The sequence below is a fragment of the Brevundimonas sp. genome, assembly GCF_004210735.1.
GTDB lineage: Bacteria > Pseudomonadota > Alphaproteobacteria > Caulobacterales > Caulobacteraceae > Brevundimonas.
The window spans coordinates 19854-43005 of the sequence record NZ_SDZL01000024.1 but is presented as its reverse complement, the minus strand read 5'-3'; the positions used below and the strand labels follow the sequence as shown (position 1 = coordinate 43005).

The following is a 23152-nucleotide window of genomic DNA, read 5'->3' as shown; positions in this document are numbered from 1 at the left end:
CCTCACCACTCACCACTCACCACTCACTCCCCCGACCCCCTCGACTACCCCCTGGGCGTCGCCCGGGGTCAGGTCCACGCCACCTATATCGTCGCCCAGACCCGCGACGGCCTGGTCGTCGTCGACCAGCACGCGGCGCATGAGCGCCTGGTCTATGAGCGGATGAAGACCCAGATGGCCGACGGCGCCGTCACCCGCCAGGCCCTGCTGACGCCCGAGGTGGTCGAGCTGGACCCGGCCGAGGCCGAGCGCGTCGCCGCCCGCGCCGACGAACTGGCCGAGATGGGGCTGATCGTCGAACCGTTCGGCGCCGGCGCCGTCCTGGTGCGCGAAACCCCGGCCCTGCTGGGCGACACGGACGTTCAGGGCCTGATCCGCGACATCGCCGACGACCTGGCCGAACACGGCGCCGCCCTGTCGCTGAAAGAGCGCATGGCCGAGGTTTGCGGAACCATGGCCTGCCACGGCTCCGTCCGCGCCGGCCGCACCCTGTCCGCCCCCGAAATGAACGCCCTCCTCCGCCAAATGGAAGCCACCCCCCACTCAGGCCAATGCAACCACGGGCGGCCTACGTATGTGGAGCTGAAGCTGGCGGATTTGGAGCGGCTGTTCGGGAGAAGGTGAGAGCGGTTGCGCGGTGCAGCGACTCGGCTCATCAAGCGATCAACGCTTCCGTAATCTTTGCCGTTGCTGCGCGCTATCGAATCAGTGCAGAACCGTGCTGCCCCGAGATGAGTTCGCTGGACTTGGGGGGACTAGGTTAATGGACGCAAGGGCGATCTTCACCGAGGTGAGGAGTAACTTGCACCAGATCGCGGATTGCCCGGTGGGCATGATGAGGTCTCCATGACCGGCGTCACGACTATACGCCAGAATGTTAATGCCGTGGCCGGTCCAGGCCGGAACATCATCGTGAATGCAGCCGGGGGAGCGCAAGGGTTGAACGGCACCCGCCCCCGGCGCGTAACGTCTCGGACGCTCAAGGTTCGAGAGTATAAACACTTCGATGACCCACTCGACCGGGCAGCCTTGGACGCGCTTGTATTGACGAGCGATCAGGTCGCTCAACATGCGTTCTTCCCCCTTCTGGCCTATACCAAGACGCGACGGAAGATCGACTTCAGCGTCTTCCCGCCAGTGGTTGACGAAAAGCCACGTGAAATTAAGTACGCGGCCCACATGGATTCAGCGATCTATGCAACGTACGCGTCTGTCCTTGCTGACAAATATGAAGCTGTCCTCGCTCAACGCCAGCTCGGATCCAGCGTTTTGGCTTACCGGGGAGGCATCGGCTACAATGTCCCGTTCGCCAAATCTCTTTTCGATGAGATACGAACTCGAGGCGAATGCTCCGTAATCTGTCTCGATATTTCCAAGTTCTTCGACTGCCTAAATCATACCAATCTGCGAAGCAGACTCATGGGCGTCTTGGGTTGCGACCATTTCCCGGACGATTGGCTTTCCATATTCCGCCGACTGACCCGCTTCGAGTATGTCGAAGCGAAGGACATCGAGGCGCGGCTGGGCAAACCGAAAGGTCGACGCATCTGTAGCATTGACGTGTTTCGGGAAGTCATCCGCAAGCTTATTCGCCGAAACCAGAAGGATCACGGAATTCCCCAAGGCACGCCGCTCTCTGGGCTGCTCGCCAACATCTATATGTTGGATTTCGACGCCACGGTTAAGGCGTGGGTCGAGGCGCGTGGCGGATCCTATCGACGATACAGCGATGACATCGCGGTCGTGCTCCCACGGGGAGACCTTGAGGCAGAATTCTTGACGCTCATCCGCGCTGAGGCATCCGCTATCCACCTCTCCCTCAACGACAAGAAGACCTGCCGCACGCAGTTTGCGACACAGGGATCAACGTTGGTGTCTGCAGGAGATCAGCTTCAGTACCTTGGTTTCATATTCGATGGAGCCAACATCCGCATTCGTTCAGAAAGCATGAAGGCCTTCTATGCCCGGATGAAGACAAACCTTCGGCGCTATGTTCGCGCCGCTAAGCGCGACGGGATTCCGGCTGACGAAATCAGAAAGCGCGTAGTCATCGGACGCTTTACGCACTGGGGCGATAGCAGGAATTTTGTACAGTACGCGTACCGGGCGGCACGGGAGCTAGACTCGCCGGCAATTCGCCGTCAGCTGCGTAACCATGTCGGTATTTTCGATCGGTATTGGGCGCAGATGATAGCCAAGTTCTATTCTGAGGCGGGGAACGTAGCTGACTGACCCCATGCCATCCATCCTCTTCGTCTGTCTCGGCAACATCTGTCGCTCGCCCATGGCCGAGGGGGCGCTGCGGGCCGAGGCGGCGCGCCTTAGCCTGGACCTGACCATTGATTCCGCCGGGACCGGGGACTGGCATGCGGGGCAGGCGCCGGATGCGCGGGCGCAGGCGACGGCGCGGCGGCATGGGGTGGAGATCGGGGGCCTGCGGGCGCGGCAGGTGACGGCGGCGGACTTTCACCGTTTCGACCACATCATCGCCCTGGATCACCAGAACCTGACGGATCTGGAGCGGCTGCGGCCCGATGACGCCCCAGAGGACTCACTTGCGGCGCTCAGCCTGCTGCTGGACCATGTGCCCGGCCGCCGGGGTCAGGCCGTGACCGACCCCTGGTTCGGCGACGCGTCCGGTTTCGACACCACCTGGGCCGAGGTCACGGCCGCCGCGCGGGGGCTGGTCGCCGCCCTTCTTCCCTCTCCCGATGGGAGAGGGCTTGAGCCTCCGAGAGCGAAGTGATCGGCAAGGCGAAAGGGTGAGGGTCGCCGGTCGGCCTTCGGCGTCAGCCGCCGCCCCGCCCGCGCCACAGCCAGCGCCCCGGCTTGCGCCGACTGAAACGGCCGACCCTCATCCGGCGCTGCGCGCCACCTTCTCCCAGCGGGAGAAGGAAAATCGCCCACGACCGATTCCGGCGCACCCGGCCTTTAGGGTGCCGCCTCATGACCGAAAGCTATCGCATCCGATCCGCCGAAACCTGGCTGATGGCGCGGGACGACTATCTGTCCGGCATGAGCGCCGAGGCCGTGTGCCATCGCCATGACCTGGGCCTGTCGGCCTTTCGTCGCCGCGCCCGTCGCTATGGCTGGCGACGGGTCGATCAGGCCGATCCGGCGCCGACCGAGGTGGACCTGTCCATCTATGACGACATCGACCCCGACGATCAGGTCGAGACGGCGCGTCTGCGGTTCATTCAGGCGCTGAACCACGGCCGCGCGGTCGAGGCGATCCGGTGGCGGCGCCTGTGGCTGGAACTGCGCACCGAAATGACCGAGTCGGACATCGAATTCTTTGGCGAAAGCGACCCGGCCCGGCTGGCCGCCCGTGTGGCCGCCGCGCGCCATGACGTGGATCAGGACGACATCACCCCCGGTCTGGACGCCCTGGCCATGACCACCCCGCCCGCGCTGGACGCCCAGGTGCGTAACGCCGCCCTGTCAGCCCCCGCGCCGGCGCCGGCACAGCCGCAGGGGGCGGCGACGCGGGCCGGAAATGTGCACGATGTGCACTATGTACACCCTGTTTTTTCTGATCCGGGCGCCATCCCGGCGGGGTCGCGGAACGATCAGTCCGCCCGCTTCAGGAACAGCACCCTCGCCGCGCCATAGTCGCGGGCGTCCAGGCGGTCATAGCCGGGGGTGTCGATCTCGGGCTCGTCCGAGCCGCGCTCGAACACCACGATGGCGCCGGGCGCCAGCCAGTCGCCCTCCAGCAGGCGGGCCAGCGTCTGTTCGCCCAGCCCCTTGCCATAGGGCGGGTCCAGGAAGGCCAGGGTGAACGCCTCGCCCGCCGAGCCGGGGCGGGGGCCCATGTCCGTGGCGCTGCGCCGATGCACCCGGCAGCGGCCGAACAGGCCATAGGCGTCCATGTTCTCGCGGATGGCGCCGCGCGCGCCGTCGTCCGTCTCGACGAACAGGGCGAAGGCCGCGCCGCGCGACACAGCCTCGAACCCCAGGGCGCCGGACCCCGCATACAGGTCGATCACCCGCGCGCCGTTCAGCCCTTCGGACCAGGGGGCATGCTCCAGCACGTTGAAGATGGCCTGGCGGGCGCGGTCGCTGGTCGGGCGGGTGCCCTGCCCCTCCGGCGCGACGATGGCGCGGCCCTTCAGGCTGCCGGCGACGATGCGCATCAGTCGCCGCCCATGCCGAACATCGCCTCGACCTCGGCGCCCGTCAGGCGCTGGCGCTCGCCGGCGAAGGCGTAGTTGCCGGGCTTGGCGTCGATGTAGATCTCGCCGTCAAAGCTGAAGGCGCCGGGGTCGTCGAACGCCTGGACCGCGACGGAGTCCAGGCTGCCGTCGCGCATGCGCCAGAACAGGCTGGCGCCGCAGTCGCCGCAGAACTGGCGCACCGCCCAGTCCGAGGACTCATAGGTCTTGAGCGGGCCTGTCGCCTGGACGTCCACGCACTCGACGCTCAGGAAGACGCCGCCGGACATGCGGCGGCATTTCTCGCAATGGCAGGCGTGCATGCCGCCCCTGGGCGTCGCCTGGAACCGCACCGCCCCGCACAGGCAGCGGCCCGACAGACGGGCGCCGGTCGCGTCCTTGGCCATGCCGCCGCCCCCTTAGCTGCGTCCGCGCGGGCCGCCGCGACCGCCGCCGCCCGGCTTGCCGCCGAAGGGCTTGCCGCCTGCGGGCCGGCCTGCGCCGCCGGGGCGCGCGCCGAACGGCTTGCCCTCCGACCGGGGGCCGCCCGAACGGGCGCCGCCGCCGGGCTTGTTGCCGAACCCGCCGGGCTTGCCGCCCCGCGCCGGGACGCGGCGGTCCTCGATGAACTGATCCGGGCGCGGCTCGGCCCGCTGGAAGGGCTTGCGCGGACGTTCCGTGTCGCCGCCCTCGCCGGCTTCGGGCCGGGCGCGGGGCTTGAAGGTCTTCTTGTGCTCGAACTTGGGCGCGGCCTTAGCCCAACCGTCCTTCTTGACCGGGCGATCGCCGCGGGCCGCGCCCTCTTCGGCGGCCGCCGTGGCCGCGCGGACGCGGCTGGGCTTGCGCGACGGGTCCGACATGGCCGAGCCCGAGTTCCCCTTGACGATGGGGCCGACGGCGCGCCGTCCGGGGATCGGCGCCGGGGTCTGGACCGTGTTGCCGGTGGGCAGGTTCTCGGGCCGGATATGGTCGGCCAGCATCTCGCGGATCACGCGTGGGCCGACCTCCTCGATCGCGCCCACGGGCAGGGCGCCCAGCTGGAACGGACCGTAAGCCAGGCGGATCAGGCGGTTCACGGTCAGGCCCACCGACTCCAGCACCTTGCGGACCTCGCGGTTCTTGCCCTCTGTGATCGAGACGCTGATCCACAGGTTGGCCGAGCTGCGCTCGCCGTCGGCCTTCTCCTTGGCCTTGTCGATGGTGGCCTCGATGGGGCCGTAGTGGACGCCGTCGACGGTGCAGCCGGTCTTCAGCTTGTCCAGCTGCTCCTGGGTGATGCGGCCACGGGCGCGGGCGCGGTACTGGCGCACCAGGGCGCTGTCCGGCAGCTCCAGCGCCCGGCTCAACTCGCCGTCATTGGTTAGCAGCAGCAGGCCCTCGGTGTTCAGGTCCAGCCGCCCGACCGAGATCACGCGCGGCAGGCCGCTGGGCAGGGCGTCGAACACGGTGGGACGGCCCGCCGGATCGTTGTGGCTGGTGATCAGGCCCGCCGGCTTGTGATAGCGCCAGACCCGCGTGGACTGGGCGGCGCCGATCGGCTTGCCGTCCACGGTGATGACGTCGTCGCGCGTGACCAGCACGGCGGGCGTGGCCAGGATGCGGCCGTTGACCGCCACCTTGCCCAGGCCGATAAGCCGCTCGACCTCGCGGCGCGAGGCGATGCCTGCGCGCGCCATGGCCTTGGCGACACGCTCACTGCGGGCCGGCGCCGTCGGTTCCTTGGCCCCTGCGCCCTTGCCCGCACCCTTCGGTCCGGACTTGGAGAAGGGCTTGTCCCCCTTGGCGAAGGGTTTGTCGCCGCGCGGTGGGCCCTTCCGGTCTCCGAAACCGCCCTTGTCCGGGCGCGCATCGGCGAATTTACGGGGTCCACGCGGGCCGTCGTCTTGACGGGAGCGGGGCTTCTTGTCGTTGTCTTTGGGATGGCGATCCATGATGAGCGGTTCATGAGCATGGCGCTCGACCTGGCGCAAGCGGCGGCGAACGTCGGCGAAGTGCCTGTCGGCGCCGTGGTGGTCGATGAAACGACCGGAAAAGTGCTGGGCCGAGGGCAAAATGGCCCCATCGGCGCCCATGATCCCACCGCTCACGCCGAAATCGTGGCGTTGCGCGAGGCTGCGCTGGCCCTCCAGAATTATCGTCTGACCGACCTGACTCTCTATGTGACGCTTGAGCCGTGCGCCATGTGCGCCGGGGCCATCAGCCACGCCCGCATCGGCCGGGTCGTCTGGGGCGCCGACGATCCCAAGGGCGGCGCCGTGATCCACGGCTCACGCGTTTTCGATCAACCGACCTGTCACTGGCGGCCTGCTGTCGCTGGCGGGGTCATGGCCGAAGCGTCGTCCACCGCCCTGAAGGCTTTCTTCCGGGCTCGCCGGGGCGGAACGCGCACGCTCGCCTCGCGTTAAGCGTGGCCGGAGACGGCGACGTGTCCAAGGTGATCAGCGGGGGCCCATGTTCATTCACTCAGCGCGGACAAGTCTGGCGGCCGTAGCCCTGCTGTCGATCGCGGCCTGCGGGCCCAGCCCTGGCAAGGGGCCGACCGACGGCGAAGAGGTCAAGTCCCGCGCCATCCAGGCCCAGACAGCCCGCCAGCGCACCGGCGCCGAGATTCAGGATCGCGCCCTGAACCGCACCATCCGCGCAGTATACCTGTGCGGCAACGGCGAGCGCCTGTCGGTGGATTTCGACAATCCGCGCCAGATGGCCACTGTCCGTAACTCGATGGGCGAGGCCGTCGACCTGTATCAGGAACAGGCGCTTGAGGGTCTGTGGTACCGCGCCAGCGGCCACGAACTGCGCGGCAAGGGCGTCCTGGCCACCTGGACCGCCGACGGCCGTCAACCGACCGAGTGCCGCGCCGTCGACTAGGCTGCGAAGGCCGTCAAACGCGCGTCGAGGCCTCGCCGCACTTCGGGCCAGTCGTCATCCAGGATCGCGAACTGGATCGTGTCACGGATACGGCCCGTCCAGGTGATCTTGTGCTTTCGCAACACGCCTTCTTTCTTCGCGCCCAGCTTGTGGATCGCGGCCTGACTACCGGGGTTGGTGCGGTCAGTAATGATCTCGACCCGCACCGCGCCGGCGTCAAAGGCGTGGGCCAGCAACAGCCGCTTGCACGCGGGGTTGATCGCTCCGCCCCGCGCTTCGGGCCGATAGAAGGTCGAGCCGATCTCGCAGCGGCGGTAGTCGGGCCGGATCTCATACAGGCTGGTCGTGCCGACCACTGCGCCGTCACCCTGACGTCGAACGGCCCAGGCGATACGCGACCCGCCTTCGATCGCCCTCAGCGCCGAGGCCCACCAGGCGTCGAAATGCGGGCCATAGGCCGCCCCGACCATGCCGTTCCAGGCGTCGGGGTCACAATCCAGCGCGGCCCGCATCTCCGCCTCCAACTCCGGCGCAAAGGGCTCCAGCCGGACGAAGCGGTCTTCCAGCACGACAGTCGCAAGGTTCACGCCGACGCGCCCTCTTCGACCAGGAAGGCGCGCACCGACCCCGCATCCACGCCCTTGGCCACGAAGGCGTCGCCGATGTCGCGCGCCAGGATCAGGGTCAGCCGTTCGCCCTCGGCCTTCTTGTCACCAGCCATTCGTCCCAGCATCGCATCCGCGCCGAACCGTTGCGCGACCTGATCCAGCCGTACCGGCAGGCCCGCAGCCGCGATCCCCGCCTCGGCCCGTTCGGCCGCGGACGGCGAACATAGCCCCTCGCGCGCCGAATAACGGAACGCCATGGCGCAGCCCAGCGCGACGGCCTGGCCGTGGGTCAGGGCGTCGCCGAAACCCAGCTCGGCCTCCAGCGCATGGCCAAAGGTGTGCCCCAGGTTCAGCAGGGCGCGCCGCCCCGCCTCCTTCTCGTCTTCGCCGACGATGGCGCTCTTGATCTGGACCGAGCGGACCACGGCCCGCTCCAGCGCCGACGGATCGCCGTCCGCACCCGACGCGCCCTCGCCGCCCAGCCAGTCGAAGAAGGCCGCGTCGCAGATCAGCCCGTGTTTCAGCACCTCGGCCCAGCCTGACCTCAACTGACGCTTGGGCAGGGTCGCCAGCACATCGATATCGGCCAGCACCCGCCGCGGCTGATGGAAGGCGCCGATCAGGTTCTTGCCGCGCAGCGTATCGATCGCGGTCTTGCCGCCCACCGAGGAATCGACCTGCGCCAGCAGCGTCGTCGGGACCTGCACAAAGTCGATGCCGCGCATGTACAGCGCCGCCGCCAGGCCGGCCAGATCGCCCACCACTCCACCGCCCAGCGCTACGACCAGATCCTTGCGATCCAGCCCCAGCTCCAGCAGCCGGTCCAGCACCTGTTCAAGCTGGGCAAAGGACTTGGACGCCTCCCCCGCCGGCACGGTCACCAGGTCCACAGCGCGCGCCACACCGCGCAACTGTTCCAGCAGCGCGGGCGCATGGAGGGCCGCCACCGTCTCGTCGGTGATCACCGCGACGTGGCCGTGCGCGAACGGCGCCAGATAGCGCCCGGCCTCGGTCAGAAGCCCGCGCCCGACCAGCACCTCATAGGGCTGGAAATCGCCGCCCGTGACGGTGATCATGACGCCTCCTGCTTCCGCTTCAGCTTGTTCAAGGCCTTCAGGATGCTCTCGACGGCCTGGGCGTGCGAGCCGCCGCCGACATCCACGGACAGGTCCGCCTCGGCGTAGATCGGATAGCGGGCCTCGGCCAGGCCGTTCAACGCTTCCAGCGGATCGCGCCCTCGAAGCAAGGGACGCGTGTCGCGTCGCCCGACCCGCTCGGCCACGACCTTCAGATCAGCCCGCATCCAGATGGTGATGGCCCGCGCCTTCATCAGGGCGCGCGTCTCGGCGTTCAGCATGGCCCCGCCGCCCGTCGCCAGCACCAACGGCGGGCCTTCCAGCAACCGGCGCATTACCCGCGCCTCGCCAGCCCGGAACTCGGGTTCGCCCATGCTGCTGAAGATCTCCGACACGGTCATGCCTGCGGCCGCCTCAATCTCGGCGTCCCCGTCGGCGAAGGGCAAACCCAGTCGATGCGCCAACCGGCGGCCTACCGTCGATTTGCCCACGCCCATCAGCCCGACCAGAGCTATGGTGCGGTCAGGCTTTGGAATCACGGCACGGGAAGCGGCGCGGGCGGACATGGTCCCCATACCCTCTACACAAGTCCCGGCGGGGCTCCACCCCCGTGTTGCGTTGCAGAAGGCCGCCTGATGCCCACGCCGCAGGTCGAGGCCTTTCTGGAGATGATGGCGGTCGAGCGTGACGCCTCGCCCCATACCCTTTCCGCCTATGCCCGCGATCTGGCGGACGCCGAAGCCTGGCTGACCGACGCGGGCGGCCTGATGACGGCGGGTCAGGAAGCGGTCGAAGCGTGGTTCGCCGACCTGTCCCGGCGCGGCCTCTCGGCGGCCACGGCGGCCCGACGCCGCTCGGCCGTGCGGCAGTTCTATCGGTTCGCCCTGGGCGAAGGCTGGCGCGGGGATGACCCCTCGCGCCGCCTGAACGCGCCGAAGCAAGGCCGTAACCTGCCCAAAACCCTCAGCAGGGATGCAATCGCCGCCTTGCTGACCGCCGCCTCGGCCGCCGACACCATGGCGGGCCTTCGCCTGGTGGCGTTGGTCGAGATGGCCTACGCCTCGGGCCTGCGCGTGTCCGAGCTTCTGGGGCTCAAGGTCGAGGCCGTGCGTCGCGACCCGGCGTATCTGATCGTGCGGGGTAAAGGCGGCAAGGAACGGCTGGCCCCCCTGAACCCCGCCGCGCGCGAGGCGATCAAGGCCTGGCTGTGCGCGCGTGACGCCGCGCGCAAACCGGGCGCGCCCGACAGCGCCTGGCTGTTCCCGTCGCACGGCAAGACCGGCCATCTGACGCCCCGCCGCTTTGCCCAATTGCTGGATCAGGCCGCCGTTCTGGCAGGCATCGACCCTAACCGCGTCAGCCCCCACGTCCTGCGCCACGCCTTCGCTACCCATCTGCTGGAAGGCGGCGCCGACCTGCGCGTGGTCCAGACCCTGCTGGGCCATGCCGACATCGCCACCACCCAGATCTACACCCACGTCGCCACCGACCGCCTGGCCCAGGTGGTGCACAGCAAGCACCCCTTGGCGCGGGACGAATGAACCCCCGCTTGCCCCCCGGCGTTCGTCCCTCTAGGTTCCGCCGCCTTCCGTAGCGCGAACGCGCGCTCCCTCCTCACGGACGCCTGATGGCCACGCACTACCTGGAATTCGAAAAGCCGATCGCCGAACTCGAGGCCAAGATCGAGGAGCTGTCGCTGCTGGCCCCGACCACGGGTTCGTTCGACGCCGAGATCGAAGGCCTGCGCAAGAAGGCCGATCAGCTTCGCAAGAAGACCTATGGCGGCCTGGACCCCTGGATGAAGACCCAGGTCGCGCGTCACCCGCAGCGCCCGCACTTCATCGACTATATCGACGGCCTGTTCACCGATTTCGTCGAACTGCGCGGCGACCGCCAGTTCGGCGACGATCAGGCGATCATCGGCGGGCTGGCCCGGTTCCGGGGCCAGTCGGTCGTCATCATGGGCCACGAAAAGGGCCACGACACCGCCACCCGCCTGACCCACAATTTCGGCATGGCCCGGCCCGAAGGCTATCGCAAGGCCGTACGCCTGATGGACATGGCCGAGCAGTTTGGCATCCCGGTGCTGACCTTTGTCGACACCGCCGGCGCCTATCCGGGTCTGGGCGCCGAAGAGCGCGGCCAGGCCGAGGCCATCGCCCGCTCGACCGAGCGCGGCCTGACGCTGGGCGTCCCGTCCATCGCCACGGTGACGGGCGAAGGCGGATCGGGCGGCGCCATCGCCATCGCCGCGGCCAACCGCGTGCTGATGCTGGAGCATTCCATCTATTCGGTCATCTCGCCCGAGGGCGCGGCCGGCATCCTGTGGCGCGATGGCGCGCGCGCCCGCGACGCGGCCATGGCCATGAAGATCACTGGCCCCGACCTGATCGACCTGAAGATCGTGGATCGCCTGATCCCCGAGCCGGTGGGCGGCGCCCACTCGGACCGCCAGGCCGCCATCGCCACGGTCGGCGACGTCCTGGCCGAGGAACTGGCCGCACTGACCCCGCTGTCGGCGGATGAACTGCGTCGTCAGCGGGCGGATCGTTTCTACGCTATCGGACGCCTCAGCTAAGCCGTTAACCTACCCGACTGCGAATCTCCGGATCATGTCCGATGACGGGGGATCGATTAGATGGCGGGGACTCCCATGGCCGAAGTCGGTGAAGCCCTTCGCGACAGCGCGGTCTTCAATCTCAGTGACGCCGTCACCATGGTGGTCGACGATTCCGAATTCGCGCTGGAGCTGACCACCCAGGCCCTGATGGGGTTCGGCATCCGTCCCCGCTATGTCTGCCGCAGCGCCATCGACGCGATGGAGAAGCTCAGCGTCCATGACGTCGATCTGCTGATCGTCGACGCCGAAATGCCCGGCATGGACGGCTATGAACTGGTCCGCTGGTTGCGGCGGTCGGGAACGGACGGCAACGCCTTTGCGCCCGTGGTCATGACGGCGGCCCACGTCCGGCGGTCAAAGGTCAACGCGGCGCGCGACTGCGGCATCAATTTCCTGGTCACCAAGCCGTTCAGCGCTTCGGCCCTGCTGGAACGGCTGATATGGGTGGCGCGGGACACGCGGCCGTTCCTGCAGGTCGGCGACTATTTCGGCCCGGATCGCCGGTTCCACAACATTCCCCCGCCCGATGGGGTCGAGCGGCGGGCGGATCGGCTCCGCGACGGCGGGGCGACCGTGAGTGAAGCGGAGACTGAAGCGTGAGCGTGATTACCTGGGTCCAGCGCAAGTCGCGCCTCTCCACCCTTATCGACAAGCCCGGCGGTGTCAGCGTGGGCGTCGCCTTGGCCGAGGCCAAGGCCAATCTGGCGACGCTGGAGGGCCGTAGCCGACAGGTCGTCGCCGAACGCATCGGCGAGCTTCTGGCCCTGCCCGTCCCCACCACGGCGGACGAAAGCGACCAGTTGCGACAACAGGCCTACCGCGCGTCCAGCGCCGTGATCGACGCCGCCGGCCCGTTTGAGCTGACCGATCTGTGCGCCGCCGCCTCGGGCCTGTGCGACCTGATCGACGCCGCCCCGGCGGGGAAGCCGTTCGACTGGCGTATCGTCACCGTCCACGCCCAGGCGCTGCAACTGCTGATGTCGCTGGGGCCCGACGCGACGGAATCCAAGGCCCTGGTGCTGGACAACCTTCGCCTGGTGCTGGAACGCAAGCTGGGCTCGGCCTCGACCGGCTAGGCGGTCGTCCGCGCGCCGCGCGTCTGTTTGCGCCACAGGGCCGCGTATTCCCCGCCTTGGCGCGCCACCAGCTCATGGTGCGCGCCTCGCTCGATGATCCGCCCGGCTTTCAGCACCAGGATCTGATCCGCGTCGGCGATGGTCGATAGCCGATGCGCCACCACCAGCGTGGTGCGGCCCGCCCGCGCACGGCGCAGGGTCTTCTGGATCGCCGCCTCGGTCCGGCTGTCCAGCGCGCTGGTCGCCTCGTCCAGGATCAGCACGCACGGGTCGGCCAACAGGGCGCGAGCGATGCCCACCCGCTGACGCTCGCCGCCCGACAGTTTCAGCCCGCGCTCGCCGACCTTGGTCTCCAGGCCCTGGGGCAGTCCGCGGATGAAGTCGTCCAGTTCCGCCGCATCGGCCGCCGCCCATATCGCCGCCTCGTCGGCGTCAGGCCGGGCGAAGGCGATGTTGGCTCGGATCGTGTCATTGAACAGGGCCACGTCCTGCGGCACCAGCGCGACCGCCGCGCGCAGCGACGCCTGGGTCACCGCCCGTGCGTCGTGACCGTCGATCAGCACACGGCCTTCCTGCGGGTCCAGCAGGCGCAGGGCCAGCTTGACGACAGTGGACTTGCCCGCTCCTGACGGCCCGACCAGGGCCGTCGTCGTGCCCGGCGCAACGTGGAAGCTGATATCTTCCAGCCCCGCCGCCCGCGCATCATGACGGTATCCGACATAATCGAAGTCGATGGCGGCGCCCCGGGCGTCCGAAGGGCGCGGCAGAGGTATGGCGTTCGGCGCGTCGGCCACCTGCGGATCCTGACGCGTCACCTTCAGCATTTCCTCCATATCGATGAAGGACTGACGGATTTCTCGATAGGCGAAGCCCAGGATGTTCAGCGGCGCATACAGCGAAATCATGATCAGCACGGCCGCCGTGACGTCGCCGGGGCCCATCCGTCCGGCCGCCGCCTCCATACCCGCCATCACCGCCATGACGCCCAGGCCGACGTTCATCACCAGCGCCTGGATCATGTTCAGCAGGGCCAGCGAGCTGTTGGCCTTCAACGCCGCCTCGCCATAGACGCCCAGCGCCCGGTCATAACCCTCGGCCGCCCGCGCCTCGGCGCCGAACGACTTGACCGTCTCATAGTTCAGCAGGGCGTCCACCGCCTGGCCGGCCGCCTCGGAATCGGCCGCGTTCATGATGCGGCGATGCTCCAGCCGCCAGTTCGACAGGGCGAAGGTCGCGGCCGTGTAGACCGCCACCACCGCCACCGCGACGGCCGCGAAACGCCAGTTGTATTTTCCGCCCAGAACCGCCGCCGCCAGCATCAGCTCCAGCGCCGTCGGCACCAGATTGAACGCCAGGATCCGCAACAGGAAATCCACCGCCCGCGAGCCGCGCTCCACCGTTCGCGACAGAGCCCCGGACCGTTTGGTCTGGTGGAAGTCCAGCGACAGGTTCAGGGCGTGGGCAAAGGTTTCGGCCGCTGTACGGCGCTGGGCCGCCTGTCGCACCGGGGCGAACACCACGTCCGAAATCTGCGGCGTCGCCGAGGACAGAAACCGGATCAGCGCCCAGCCAATGGCGAAGGCGGCGAAACCTGCCCCCACGGCCACCCCGGCGCCCTGCCCCGCCGCCAGCCTGTTGACCGCAGCCCCCAGCACCAGCGGCGCCAGCACACCCAACCCCTTGCCCGCCAGTGTCAGGGCGATGGCCCCGGTCAGGCGCAATCTCAGTTGCGGCGCACGCGACCGCCCGACCAGCCGGATCAGGTCGGCCAGCGCCTGACCCGTCGGCGGGCCCTCAGGCTTGGCCGCTGCCAGACCGGCCATCTGGGCGCGGATTTCGGGGTCGGCGCGACGGCCGCCGGAGCGTTCACCTCTCATGGTCGCACATATGGCCACGCCGAATGGCGGGCGTAAGGCCGCGAGGGCGGTTTCAGCCCGCCAAGCCGGTCATGGCGGCGATCAGTTCGTCCACCGCCTCTTCCGTCGTCGCCCACGAACAGACGAACCGCACCGAACCGTCGTCGAAACGATAGCAGGTCCAGCCCTTTTCGTTCAGCCGCTCATGCGCGCGCGGCGGCATCCGCACAAAGACGGCGTTGGACTCCACCGGATGCGCCAGCACGAACGCGGTCTGGCCGGTCACGCCCGCCGCCAGCCGCTGGGCCATCAGATTGGCGTGCGCGGCGCCGGTCTCCCATGCGCCGCTTTCCAGAAGGCCCAGGATCGGCCCGGCCAGATAGCGCGCCTTGGACGCGGTCTGTCCCGCCTGTTTCAGCCGGTTGTCCAGCCGCCGGGCCAGGCTCTTGTCGAACAGCACGATGGCCTCGGCGCAATTCGCCCCTGCCTTGGCCCCGCCGAACACCAGAACATCGACGCCCAGTCGCGGAATATCCTTGGGGTCAAACCCGGCCGCCACCGCATTGGCCAGCCGCGCGCCGTCCATGTGCACCCCGCAGCCCCGCGCCTTGGCCGGCTCGATCAGGCGTCGCAGTTCTTCTTCGGTATAGACTGTGCCGTATTCGGTGGACTGGGTCAGCGACAGGGCCGCCGGCGGCTGGCGATGCGCCACCTCGGGTTCGTCCAGCGCAGCCAGCAACGCCCGCTGCTCGATCTTGCCTGAGAAGCCCGGCAGGCCGATCAACCCGACACCCTGACCAAAGAATCCCGGCGCCCCGCTTTCATCCGTGCAGACGTGGGCCGCGTGGTGCGCCATCACCGCCTCGAACGGAAAGGCCAGCATCGACAGGGCGATGGCGTTGGCCGCCGTGCCCGAAAAGACGAAACGGATCTCGGCGTCGGCCTCCAGCCGCTCGCGGATCGCATCGGCCGCCCGGGCGCACACCTCGTCGGCGCCATAGGCGCGAGCGAAGCCGTCATTGGCCCGGATCAATCCGTCCAGCGCCGCCGGGGCCATGCCCGCCGTATTGTCGGACCCGAAATCGTAACGCACGGCTCAGTTCTCCAGGACGCGTCCGTCCGCGCCGTCTTCCCTGTAGGGCACGGCGACCTGATGCGGGAACGGAATCTCGATCCCGGCCTCGTCCAGCGCCTCCTTGCCGCCCTGCATCAGGTCGGCCTGCGTCTGCCACCAGTCGCCGGCCTTGACCCAGGCATGCAGGGTGATCTGTACCGAGCTGTCCAGCAGACCCGTTACCCCGGTCCACGGCGCGGGGTCAGGCAGCACCTTGTCATGCACCCGCGCCACCGCGGCGATCACGTCGCGCGACCGGCCCAGATCGTCGCCATAGCCGACGTTGAAATGAATCTCGATCCGCCGCGTCTTCTGTCCCGTCAGATTGATGATGACATCGCTCAGCACCTTGCTGTTGGGCACCACGATCTTGTGGTTGTTGGCGTTCGACAACTGGGTCGTGAACAGATCCAGCCGTTGCACCGTGCCCGAGGCGCCGCCCACGTCGATCACCTCGCCCACGCGGTAGGGCCGCAGGATCAGCAGCATCACCCCCGCCGCCACGTTCGACAGCGTGCCCTGCAAGGCCAGACCGACCGCCAGCGACGCGGCGCCCAGCACCGCAATGATCGAGGTCGTCTGCACGCCCAGCCGCTGCAACACGGCGATCAAACCCATGATGATCACCACCACCCGCACGACCTGGGCGATAAAGCCGATCACAGTGGGGTCCCGCCGCATGGATCGGGCCCGGCCCAGAACCTGTCTGGTCGCGCTGGACGCCCAGCGGGCGACGAACAGCGTCACGATCAGGATCAGGATCGCGATGGACAGATTAACGGCGAAGTCGCCCAGCAACTCCACCGCCTTGGCCATGATGACGGCGTCAGTGGTCAGGCGTTTCTCGCCGGCGGCGATGGCGTCTTGCAGGTCGATCAGGATCATGTTTCGGGTCTAGCGTTTCGGGCGATGAATGGAAGAGGTCATGCGGTCACCCGCCCGCCGCCGCGCTCGATCCTGTCCAGCAGATCCAGCACGGCCTCCAGCGTATCCGCCTCGCGCGCCGGCTTGTCCCAGCGGATGCGGCTGACGCGCGGAAAGCGCATGGCCACGCCCGACTTGTGCCGGGTCGAGCGCTGCAGGCCCTCGAACGCGATCTCCAGCACCAGGCCGAAATCCCGCGCGGCGCGGACGGACCGCACAGGCCCGAACCGTTCGACGGTGTGATCGCGCACGAACTTGTCCAGTTGCTTCAGCTCTTCATCAGTAAAACCGAAATAGGCCTTGCCCACAGGGGTCAGCACCCCTTCGTCCGTCCAGACGCCAAAGGTGTAGTCTGAATAGAAGCTGGAGCGCTTTCCATGCCCGCGCTGGGCGTACATCAGCACCGCATCGATGACGTGCGGATCGCGCTTCCACTTGAACCACGGCCCCTTGGGTCGACCCGCGACATAGGCGCTGTCCCACCGCTTCAGCATCAGTCCCTCGGCCGCCGCCCCCACCGGCGGATCGGCTCGCAGCGCCGCCAACTCGTCCCAGCTGGCGTGCGTGAGCATCGGCGACAGATGCAGCCGCTCGCCTCCTGTCGCGACCAGCGCTTCCAGCCGTGTTCGGCGATCGCGCAGCGGCAGGGCGCGCAGGTCCTCGCCCGCCTGTGCCAGCACGTCATAGGCCAGGATCGCGGCCGGATAGGCGGCGACCAGTTTCGGATCAACCGTCTTGCGGTTCAGCCGCTGCTGCAGATCCCCGAACGGCGCAATCGTCCCCTCTCGCCAGACCAGCAGTTCGCCGTCCACCGCGCCTTCGAACGTCAGGCCCGCCAGCACGTCAGGAAAGGCGCCCGAGATATCGTCCCCCGTGCGCGAATACAGCCGCACGCGCCCCTCTTCTCGCACCGCCTGGACCCGGATGCCGTCCCATTTCCATTCGGCCGCATAGTCCGCGGGGTCCAGCCGGGCCAGATCGACCGCCTCGTCCAGCGCGACGGCCAGCATGACCGGACGAAACCGTCCCGGCGCATCGCCACTGGGCCGTTCTCCCCTGCCCTCCAGCCAGGCGAACAGGTCGGCATAGGGTGGCTCCAGCGCGTGCCAGATCTCCTCGATGTCGGATACCGAGACCGGCTCCAGCGCCTTGTGCGCTTCACCACCCTCCGGATCCGGCGGCTCCGACAGGGTATCAGGCCTCATCATCGCCACAGCCGTGCGGGCCAGCCGCGCCGACAGTCCGACGCGCAGGCCCCCGGTCATCAGTTTCAGCAGGGCCCACCGCCCCTTGGGCTCCAGTTCGTCCAGCCAGCGTTCGACCAGGAGGGGAACTTCGCCTCGCCCCGCCTGGGACAGGGTGTCCACCACCTCGCCCAGCGACGGCTCGCGATTGGGTCGATAGTCGGGATCGCGCGGCCAGATCAGCGCCACCGTTTCGGCCAGGTCGCCGACATAGTCATAGGACCAGCCGAACAGGACCTTATCGACCCGCGCCTCGACCGCCTTGCGGATCATGGCCGGCTTGGCCGCGGTGAAGGTCAGGTCGCCGGTCAGCGACGCTAGCGCCCAACCGCGATCCGGGTCGGGCGTGACGCGCAGATAGTCCCGCAGCAGCACCAGCTTGGCGTTGCGCGAGGCTGTCAGCGACAGGCGATCCAGCAGTTCGGCGAAGGCGCGCATAAGGCTCCGGGCGGCAGCGTCCGAAGCCTAACGGATGAAACGGCCCCGGTTTCCCGGACCTGGCGCCCGATGACGCAGTTCAGGCCGCGACGGCGTCCTTGACCAGACCACACCTCAGACCGGTCCGTCCCCCGCCGACCCGCCCCATGACATCCGCCAGAGCCGCAAAGTCGATCGGCTTGTTCAAATAGGCGTCGGCGCCCGCCTCCATGCCCGCGTCATGGTCTTCTGTCCGCGCCGAGGCGGACAGTACGACGATCGGCGTGTCCCGGTTAGCTCCCGGCTGATCGCGAATGATGCGCGTCGCGGTCAGGCCGTCCATCACCGGCATATTCACATCCATCAGGATGACGTCGAACGCCTGCTGCTCGGCCATCTCGACGGCGAACTGGCCGTGTTCTGCGGTCTGCACCCGGTGACCGGCCGACCCCATCCACGCCTCGATGATCATGCGGTTGACGGGGTGATCCTCGACCACCAGCACGTTCAGGCAAGGGTTCTCGTCGGCTTTGGCGGCGACATCGGCCGTCACCTCGGCCCGGGCCCATTCGACCACCTCGGCCTCCAGGCTTACGGTGAAGGTCGAGCCGACGCCCAGGCTGGAGCGCACGGTGATGTCCCCGCCCATAATATTGGCCATGCGCCGCGCGATGGTCAGGCCCAGACCCGTTCCGCCGAACCGGCGCGTGGACGAGGCGTCCAACTGGGTGAAGGGCTGGAACAACTGCTCAAGATCGTTCGGCGCGATCCCGGCGCCGCTGTCCGTCACCTCGAAATCGAAACGCACGCGGCGCTCGGCGATCTTCTCGCCCCGCACGACATAGCGAATGACGCCAGCCTCGGTGAATTTGACGGCGTTCGACAGCAGGTTCTGGATCACCTGGCAGACGCGCAACGGATCACCGCGCACCACCGCCGGCACATCGCCCTCGAACTCGGCGACGAAATCCAGTCCCTTGGCCTGGGCCTGGGCCTCGAACGGGCCGGTCACGCGCTTTTGCAGGTCCGCGATCGCTACGTCGACGACCTCGAAGGTCATCTTGCCCGCCTCGATCTTGGTCATGTCCAGGATGTCGTTGAGCAGGCTCAGCAGGTTGTCACCCGAATTGCGAATGATCGACAGATATTCGCGCTGGGTCGTCTCCAGCCGGGTCGCGCTCAGCAACTGCGCCGCGCCCAGGACGCCGTTCATTGGGGTGCGCAGTTCGTGCGAGATGACGCCCAGGAAGTTCGACTTGGCGTCGTTGGCGGCGTTCGCCCGGTCGCGGGCGGCCTCCAGCTCGCCGATCAGATGGGACTGATGCTCCTGGAAGGCGCGGATGCGTTCCTCGCGCAGCATGGTCATCATCACCATGACGATGATGCCGCCGCCCGTGAACGGGATCAGGGTCAGCAACGACCAGAATGTCGGCGTGCCCCACTGGCTCAGCAGAATGATCGCCGTGACCAGCGTGTAAGGCGATGACACCACCACGGCCTGACGCGGAGAACTGCGCAACTGGCCAAACACCAGGACATAGCCGGAAATCAGCAGGGCCACGGCCAGCGCCTGACCAAACGGAGCGCTGGAATACCAGGCCAGCAACGGCGCGACGGCCCAGACAGCGGTGGTCACCGTCGCGACCGCAGGGAAGATCAGGCCCCAGCCCGTGCCGACACGCTGGCTGACCCGGCGCTCGACCGCGCCCCGCAGTGAGCCCGCCAGCATGGTCGCCACGAACCACAGACCGGCGACCTGCCAGCCCAGGGTGCCCAGCACGCCGATCGCCCAGCTGGCGATGATCAGATAGCGGAGATACTGCGTCTGCAAGATCGCGCGCAAAGCCTGCGCGGCTTCGCCGGGACGCTGCTCTTTCAGCGCGCCCGCGATGCTGTCGGACTCGACCATCCCCCACTCCGATCCGTTGTCCCCAGCGTCACGCTATCGTCAAAGGTTCTAAGAGGGTGTGAACACAGCACCCGTTTACAAACCGACGGTTGTCCAGTTTGGGACAGTCAGCCTGCCTCGTCTTTCGTCAGGGCCCGGATCGACAGCGCATGCACCGGCCCCGCCAGTTCTTCTCTCAGCGCGGCGTTGACCGCTCGCTGGCGCGCCAGCCTGCCCTGCCCGGCGAACGCATCCGACACGATCATCAGGTTGAAGTGACTCTCGCCCCCCGGTTGGGCGTCCATCCCGCCTTCATGGTGGTGGCCGGCATGCCGCCAGCTGTCATCTTCCAGCTCCAGCCGTTGCGGCGCGAACGCATCCGTCAGTTTTTTGCGGATAATCGTCGCTATGGGGCCTTCTGACATGCGCTGTTCCTTGATGAGGTCCAAATCAGCCTTACACTTCGGATGATGGCCGCGTCGTTTCAATACAAGCCGCGCTTCACCGACATTCGTGTGAAGCCTCCGAAGCCCGAAGAGGAAGCGGCGCAGGCTGATGTCCTGCACCTCAAGCCGGGCGAGAAGCCGTGCCAGTGGCCTGACTGCCGCCGGCCCGCCACTGCCCGTGCGCCCAAGTCACGCGAACGCATCGGCGACTTTTACGACTTCTGTCAGGGTCACGCAGGCGAATACAACAAGGGCTGGAACTTCTACGCTGGCATGAGCGAGGGCGAAGTCCGCGCCGCCCAGGAAAACGAGGCCATGACCGGCGGTCGCCCGACCTGGGAAATGAAGGCGGGCAAGAACACGCGTGAGGCCGCCGCCTTCGCCGCCAAGTTCGGCACGGCCAACAATACGGGCGCGGGCTCATGGCGCGACAGCTTCGGCCTGTTCGGTCGCCGCACGCGCGAGGCCGCCGCCGCAGTCCCCGAAGATCGCCGCATCGGTAAGCTGGAGCGCACCGCCCTGAGCGACCTGGGTCTTGAGCCGGGCGCCGACAAGGCGGCCATCAAGGCCAGCTATCACGAGATGCTGAAACGCTTCCACCCCGACACCAACGGTGGTGACCGCGGCGCCGAGGCCAAGCTTCAGCGGGTTATCAAGGCCTGGAAGACGCTCAGGAAAGCCGGGCTCGCCTGAGGCTACGCAAAAGACCGGGCGGTGTCGGTTCCGGGATGGGCGGCTCGACACGCGTTACAACGCTGTCCTTCAGACCATCCCATATCTCGGCGAAGGCCGGGTGCGACCGGTCATCGGAAATCATCTGCCGCGCCTCGCTGACGGCGTCCGGCAGCGTGTCCGCCTCAAGTGGGAACATCAGCGGCGTGGCTTCAGGCAGATCGTAGACGTAGCAGAAATACTGCGGTCGCATCGTCGTTCTCCCCCGACGGGAGGTTGATTACGCAATCCTAATCCCCGCTCGCCGAACAGGCGAATCACATCGGTTGTTATCGCGAGACGGGCGCCCACATCAGGGCTGCACCAAACAGGAGATCGACGATGGAAGTCCTCTACCGCGCCCACGCCACCGCATCCGGCGGCGGCCGTGACGAAGGCCGCTCGGCCACCGACGACGGCAAGATCGACGTGCGCCTGTCCGTTCCCACGGAAATAGGCGGCAAGGGCGGCGACGGGACCAACCCGGAACAGCTGTTCGCTACCGGTTACGCCGCCTGCTACCTGGGCGCCCTTCGACTGGTCTCGGGCAAGGCCGGCGCGCCTGTGGGGCCGGACACCCGCGTCCATTCCACCGTCGGCTTCGGCAAGAACACGCGCGGCGAAGGCTTTAACCTGGATATCGCGCTCAAGATCACCGACCACGGCCTTGATCAGGCGGTGATCGACGACCTGATCCAGAAGGCGCACCAAGTCTGCCCCTATTCCAACGCCACGCGCGGCAACGTCGACGTGGCCCTGTCGGCGGAGTGACTGAGCGCCGAATAACTGCGCCTGAACGCCGCGCGTGTGTTGAGCCGCGCGCGCGGCGGTTCTAGAGGGTGGACATGACCTCTCCGCTCGACGCCACGCCCGATCCCCTGATGACGCTGGAACCGCACCGCAAGGTGACGGTCAGGGAGGCGTTCGGCGTCGATTCCGACATGGTCGTGCCCGCCTTCGACACGCGCGACAGTCATGTGCCCGAGATCGACGAGGCCTATCGCTTCGATCCCCAGACGACCTTGGCCATCTGCGCCGGCTTCGCCTTTGACCGCCGCGTCATGGTTCAGGGCTATCACGGCACCGGCAAGTCGACCCACATCGAACAGGTCGCCGCCCGCCTGAACTGGCCGCTGGTCCGTGTGAACCTTGACAGCCACGTCTCGCGGATCGACCTGGTGGGCAAGGACGCCATCGTCCTGAAAGACGGCAAACAGGTCACCGAATTCCGCGAAGGCATGCTGCCCTGGGCGCTGCAACGCCCCATCGCCCTGGTGTTCGACGAATATGACGCCGGCCGCCCCGATGTGATGTTCGTGATCCAGCGCGTGCTTGAGGCGCAGGGCCGCCTGACCCTGCTGGACCAGAACCGGGTCATCCGCCCGAACCGTTGGTTCCGCCTGTTCTCGACCACCAACACCATCGGTCTGGGCGACACCTCGGGCCTGTATCACGGCACCCAGCAGATCAATCAGGGTCAGATGGACCGCTGGAACATCGTGACCACGCTCAACTACCTCGATCACGACGTCGAAGCGGACATCGTCGCGGCCAAGGTGCCCGAGTGGGACAACGCCGAGGGCCACCGCCGCATCGCCGCCATGGTCCGCGTCGCCGACATGACCCGCAACGCCTTCATGAACGGCGACATCTCCACCGTCATGTCGCCGCGCACGGTCATCACCTGGGCCCAGAACGCCATCATCTTCGGCGGCGACGTGGCCCTGGGCTTCCGCCTGACCTTCCTGAACAAGTGTGACGAGCTGGAACGCCCGACCATCGCCGAATTCTACCAGCGCGCCTTCGGCGAAGACCTCCCCGAAGCCGCCACCCGCGTAAAGGTCGGCTGACCCGTCTCCCGCCTCCCCTTGCGGGGGCGGCAGGCAAGATGAGGCGTCGCAGCGCCTCATGATGACTGGCGCTGGAAAGTGTCGCGTTTTCAAAGCCCGCGCGCTCGCCCGCGCCTTTCGACCCGCCCTGCCCCGCAATGCGGCCATCATCCACGGGTCCGGCCGTTTTCAGACTAATCAGACTATTCAGACCCTCTTTTCGGGTCCGCCTCTCCTTCACGGGGAGGGTGGTCGCGCAGCGACCGGGTGGGGAGGGCTAGGTGATCAGGTCCGACCCACCAGAAACCTCCCACCCATTTT

The 23152-nt window shown here is 67.6% G+C and carries 25 protein-coding genes and 1 pseudogene; 13 read left to right on the top strand and 13 right to left on the bottom strand.

Annotated elements, in window-relative coordinates; genetic code table 11:
* The 4 genes and pseudogenes from EON91_RS07255 to EON91_RS07240 all read left to right on the top strand — a co-directional run.
* Positions 1–624, top strand: a pseudogene (locus tag EON91_RS07255) (DNA mismatch repair protein MutL); the annotation flags it as partial.
* A 222-nt stretch (positions 625–846) separates the two neighbouring features.
* Positions 847–2232: an antiviral reverse transcriptase Drt2 gene (gene drt2 / locus EON91_RS07250; protein WP_292092923.1), complete on the top strand. Its 1386-nt coding sequence runs from the start codon at positions 847–849 to the stop codon at positions 2230–2232.
* Between the two features lie 4 nt (positions 2233–2236).
* On the top strand, positions 2237–2746 hold the full coding sequence (locus EON91_RS07245) for a low molecular weight protein-tyrosine-phosphatase (protein ID WP_292092921.1): 510 nt from the start codon (positions 2237–2239) through the stop codon (positions 2744–2746).
* A gap of 200 nt (positions 2747–2946) precedes the next feature.
* Positions 2947–3612 carry a hypothetical protein gene (locus EON91_RS07240; RefSeq protein WP_292092919.1) on the top strand — a complete coding sequence of 222 codons (666 nt, stop codon included), beginning with the start codon at positions 2947–2949 and terminating at the stop codon, positions 3610–3612.
* Here EON91_RS07240 and rsmD read toward each other — a convergent pair.
* Genes rsmD through EON91_RS07225 form a run of 3 tightly spaced genes read right to left on the bottom strand, consistent with a single transcriptional unit; the run spans position 3570 to position 6085 of the window.
* A complete protein-coding gene (rsmD, locus tag EON91_RS07235; RefSeq protein WP_292092918.1) occupies positions 3570–4136 on the bottom strand; it encodes a 16S rRNA (guanine(966)-N(2))-methyltransferase RsmD in 567 nt (188 codons plus the stop codon). The two genes, EON91_RS07240 and rsmD, sit on opposite strands and share 43 nt — an antisense overlap.
* On the bottom strand, positions 4136–4561 hold the full coding sequence (locus tag EON91_RS07230; protein ID WP_292092916.1) for a GFA family protein: 426 nt from the start codon (positions 4559–4561) through the stop codon (positions 4136–4138). The genes rsmD and EON91_RS07230 overlap by 1 nt, the downstream gene beginning before the upstream one ends.
* A 12-nt stretch (positions 4562–4573) precedes the next feature.
* Positions 4574–6085: a pseudouridine synthase gene (locus EON91_RS07225; RefSeq protein WP_292092913.1), complete on the bottom strand. Its 1512-nt coding sequence runs from the start codon at positions 6083–6085 to the stop codon at positions 4574–4576.
* Between the two features lie 12 nt (positions 6086–6097).
* Between EON91_RS07225 and tadA the strand changes: the two genes are divergently transcribed.
* Both tadA and EON91_RS07215 read left to right on the top strand, forming a co-directional pair.
* A complete protein-coding gene (gene tadA / locus EON91_RS07220) occupies positions 6098–6559 on the top strand; it encodes a tRNA adenosine(34) deaminase TadA (RefSeq protein ID WP_292092910.1) in 462 nt (153 codons plus the stop codon).
* Between the two features lie 46 nt (positions 6560–6605).
* On the top strand, positions 6606–7022 hold the full coding sequence (locus tag EON91_RS07215; protein WP_292092908.1) for an MliC family protein: 417 nt from the start codon (positions 6606–6608) through the stop codon (positions 7020–7022).
* Here EON91_RS07215 and EON91_RS07210 read toward each other — a convergent pair.
* Genes EON91_RS07210 through EON91_RS07200 form a run of 3 tightly spaced genes read right to left on the bottom strand, consistent with a single transcriptional unit; the run spans position 7019 to position 9272 of the window.
* Complete coding sequence (locus tag EON91_RS07210) at positions 7019–7609, bottom strand: GNAT family protein (protein WP_292092905.1); 591 nt, start codon at positions 7607–7609, stop codon at positions 7019–7021. The two genes, EON91_RS07215 and EON91_RS07210, sit on opposite strands and share 4 nt — an antisense overlap.
* Complete coding sequence (gene aroB, locus EON91_RS07205; RefSeq protein WP_292092903.1) at positions 7606–8706, bottom strand: 3-dehydroquinate synthase; 1101 nt, start codon at positions 8704–8706, stop codon at positions 7606–7608. The genes EON91_RS07210 and aroB overlap by 4 nt, the downstream gene beginning before the upstream one ends.
* Positions 8703–9272 carry a shikimate kinase gene (locus EON91_RS07200; RefSeq protein ID WP_292092900.1) on the bottom strand — a complete coding sequence of 190 codons (570 nt, stop codon included), beginning with the start codon at positions 9270–9272 and terminating at the stop codon, positions 8703–8705. The genes aroB and EON91_RS07200 overlap by 4 nt, the downstream gene beginning before the upstream one ends.
* A 69-nt stretch (positions 9273–9341) precedes the next feature.
* Here EON91_RS07200 and EON91_RS07195 point away from each other — a divergent pair, with 69 nt between their 5' ends.
* The 4 genes from EON91_RS07195 (at position 9342) to EON91_RS07180 (ending at position 12402) form a co-directional block, all read left to right on the top strand.
* Complete coding sequence (locus EON91_RS07195; RefSeq protein ID WP_292092899.1) at positions 9342–10247, top strand: tyrosine recombinase; 906 nt, start codon at positions 9342–9344, stop codon at positions 10245–10247.
* A gap of 86 nt (positions 10248–10333) precedes the next feature.
* The gene (locus EON91_RS07190; RefSeq protein ID WP_292092898.1) at positions 10334–11284 is read left to right on the top strand and encodes an acetyl-CoA carboxylase carboxyltransferase subunit alpha; all 951 of its coding nucleotides are present in this window, start codon (positions 10334–10336) and stop codon (positions 11282–11284) included.
* A gap of 75 nt (positions 11285–11359) precedes the next feature.
* Positions 11360–11926: a response regulator gene (locus EON91_RS07185; protein WP_292092897.1), complete on the top strand. Its 567-nt coding sequence runs from the start codon at positions 11360–11362 to the stop codon at positions 11924–11926.
* Positions 11923–12402 (top strand): chemotaxis protein CheE, encoded by a 480-nt coding sequence (locus EON91_RS07180; protein WP_292092896.1) that lies wholly within the window; start codon positions 11923–11925, stop codon positions 12400–12402. Before EON91_RS07185 ends, EON91_RS07180 begins: the two co-directional genes overlap by 4 nt.
* Here the strand turns inward: EON91_RS07180 and EON91_RS07175 are convergent.
* The 6 genes from EON91_RS07175 to EON91_RS07150 form a co-directional block, all read right to left on the bottom strand.
* Positions 12399–14279, bottom strand: a complete 1881-nt coding sequence (locus EON91_RS07175; RefSeq protein ID WP_292092894.1) for an ABC transporter ATP-binding protein/permease — start codon at positions 14277–14279, stop codon at positions 12399–12401. The genes EON91_RS07180 and EON91_RS07175 overlap by 4 nt on opposite strands.
* A gap of 52 nt (positions 14280–14331) precedes the next feature.
* A complete protein-coding gene (locus EON91_RS07170; RefSeq protein WP_292092891.1) occupies positions 14332–15351 on the bottom strand; it encodes a beta-eliminating lyase-related protein in 1020 nt (339 codons plus the stop codon).
* A gap of 3 nt (positions 15352–15354) precedes the next feature.
* Complete coding sequence (locus tag EON91_RS07165) at positions 15355–16257, bottom strand: mechanosensitive ion channel domain-containing protein (protein WP_292092888.1); 903 nt, start codon at positions 16255–16257, stop codon at positions 15355–15357.
* A gap of 38 nt (positions 16258–16295) precedes the next feature.
* Positions 16296–17978 carry a cisplatin damage response ATP-dependent DNA ligase gene (locus EON91_RS07160; RefSeq protein WP_292092887.1) on the bottom strand — a complete coding sequence of 561 codons (1683 nt, stop codon included), beginning with the start codon at positions 17976–17978 and terminating at the stop codon, positions 16296–16298.
* Positions 17979–18057: 79 nt separating this feature from the next.
* Positions 18058–19866 carry an ATP-binding protein gene (locus EON91_RS07155; protein WP_292092885.1) on the bottom strand — a complete coding sequence of 603 codons (1809 nt, stop codon included), beginning with the start codon at positions 19864–19866 and terminating at the stop codon, positions 18058–18060.
* A gap of 107 nt (positions 19867–19973) precedes the next feature.
* The gene (locus tag EON91_RS07150) at positions 19974–20270 is read right to left on the bottom strand and encodes a BolA family protein (protein WP_292092926.1); all 297 of its coding nucleotides are present in this window, start codon (positions 20268–20270) and stop codon (positions 19974–19976) included.
* A 45-nt stretch (positions 20271–20315) separates the two neighbouring features.
* Here EON91_RS07150 and EON91_RS07145 point away from each other — a divergent pair, with 45 nt between their 5' ends.
* The gene (locus tag EON91_RS07145; protein ID WP_292092883.1) at positions 20316–20984 is read left to right on the top strand and encodes a J domain-containing protein; all 669 of its coding nucleotides are present in this window, start codon (positions 20316–20318) and stop codon (positions 20982–20984) included.
* Here the strand turns inward: EON91_RS07145 and EON91_RS07140 are convergent.
* On the bottom strand, positions 20962–21216 hold the full coding sequence (locus EON91_RS07140; protein ID WP_292092881.1) for a hypothetical protein: 255 nt from the start codon (positions 21214–21216) through the stop codon (positions 20962–20964). The two genes, EON91_RS07145 and EON91_RS07140, sit on opposite strands and share 23 nt — an antisense overlap.
* 128 nt (positions 21217–21344) lie before the next feature.
* Between EON91_RS07140 and EON91_RS07135 the strand changes: the two genes are divergently transcribed.
* Both EON91_RS07135 and cobS read left to right on the top strand, forming a co-directional pair.
* Entirely contained in the window at positions 21345–21773 is a 429-nt protein-coding gene (locus tag EON91_RS07135) for an organic hydroperoxide resistance protein (protein ID WP_292092880.1), read from the top strand.
* A 74-nt stretch (positions 21774–21847) separates the two neighbouring features.
* Positions 21848–22852, top strand: coding sequence for a cobaltochelatase subunit CobS (gene cobS / locus EON91_RS07130; protein WP_292092878.1), 1005 nt, complete (start codon positions 21848–21850; stop codon positions 22850–22852).
* Positions 22853–23152: the final 300 nt, after the last annotated feature.

Coding starts and splice junctions, on each gene's coding strand:
- drt2 (WP_292092923.1), top strand. CDS start 847: ATGACCGGCGTCACGACTATACGCCAGAATGTTAATGCCGTGGCCGGT.
- EON91_RS07245 (WP_292092921.1), top strand. CDS start 2,237: ATGCCATCCATCCTCTTCGTCTGTCTCGGCAACATCTGTCGCTCGCCC.
- EON91_RS07240 (WP_292092919.1), top strand. CDS start 2,947: ATGACCGAAAGCTATCGCATCCGATCCGCCGAAACCTGGCTGATGGCG.
- rsmD (WP_292092918.1), bottom strand. CDS start 4,136: ATGCGCATCGTCGCCGGCAGCCTGAAGGGCCGCGCCATCGTCGCGCCG.
- EON91_RS07230 (WP_292092916.1), bottom strand. CDS start 4,561: ATGGCCAAGGACGCGACCGGCGCCCGTCTGTCGGGCCGCTGCCTGTGC.
- EON91_RS07225 (WP_292092913.1), bottom strand. CDS start 6,085: ATGGATCGCCATCCCAAAGACAACGACAAGAAGCCCCGCTCCCGTCAA.
- tadA (WP_292092910.1), top strand. CDS start 6,098: ATGAGCATGGCGCTCGACCTGGCGCAAGCGGCGGCGAACGTCGGCGAA.
- EON91_RS07215 (WP_292092908.1), top strand. CDS start 6,606: ATGTTCATTCACTCAGCGCGGACAAGTCTGGCGGCCGTAGCCCTGCTG.
- aroB (WP_292092903.1), bottom strand. CDS start 8,706: ATGATCACCGTCACGGGCGGCGATTTCCAGCCCTATGAGGTGCTGGTC.
- EON91_RS07200 (WP_292092900.1), bottom strand. CDS start 9,272: ATGTCCGCCCGCGCCGCTTCCCGTGCCGTGATTCCAAAGCCTGACCGC.
- EON91_RS07195 (WP_292092899.1), top strand. CDS start 9,342: ATGCCCACGCCGCAGGTCGAGGCCTTTCTGGAGATGATGGCGGTCGAG.
- EON91_RS07190 (WP_292092898.1), top strand. CDS start 10,334: ATGGCCACGCACTACCTGGAATTCGAAAAGCCGATCGCCGAACTCGAG.
- EON91_RS07185 (WP_292092897.1), top strand. CDS start 11,360: ATGGCCGAAGTCGGTGAAGCCCTTCGCGACAGCGCGGTCTTCAATCTC.
- EON91_RS07175 (WP_292092894.1), bottom strand. CDS start 14,279: ATGAGAGGTGAACGCTCCGGCGGCCGTCGCGCCGACCCCGAAATCCGC.
- EON91_RS07165 (WP_292092888.1), bottom strand. CDS start 16,257: ATGATCCTGATCGACCTGCAAGACGCCATCGCCGCCGGCGAGAAACGC.
- EON91_RS07160 (WP_292092887.1), bottom strand. CDS start 17,978: ATGCGCGCCTTCGCCGAACTGCTGGATCGCCTGTCGCTGACAGCCTCG.
- EON91_RS07155 (WP_292092885.1), bottom strand. CDS start 19,866: ATGGTCGAGTCCGACAGCATCGCGGGCGCGCTGAAAGAGCAGCGTCCC.
- EON91_RS07150 (WP_292092926.1), bottom strand. CDS start 20,270: ATGTCAGAAGGCCCCATAGCGACGATTATCCGCAAAAAACTGACGGAT.
- EON91_RS07145 (WP_292092883.1), top strand. CDS start 20,316: ATGGCCGCGTCGTTTCAATACAAGCCGCGCTTCACCGACATTCGTGTG.
- EON91_RS07140 (WP_292092881.1), bottom strand. CDS start 21,216: ATGCGACCGCAGTATTTCTGCTACGTCTACGATCTGCCTGAAGCCACG.
- EON91_RS07135 (WP_292092880.1), top strand. CDS start 21,345: ATGGAAGTCCTCTACCGCGCCCACGCCACCGCATCCGGCGGCGGCCGT.
- cobS (WP_292092878.1), top strand. CDS start 21,848: ATGACCTCTCCGCTCGACGCCACGCCCGATCCCCTGATGACGCTGGAA.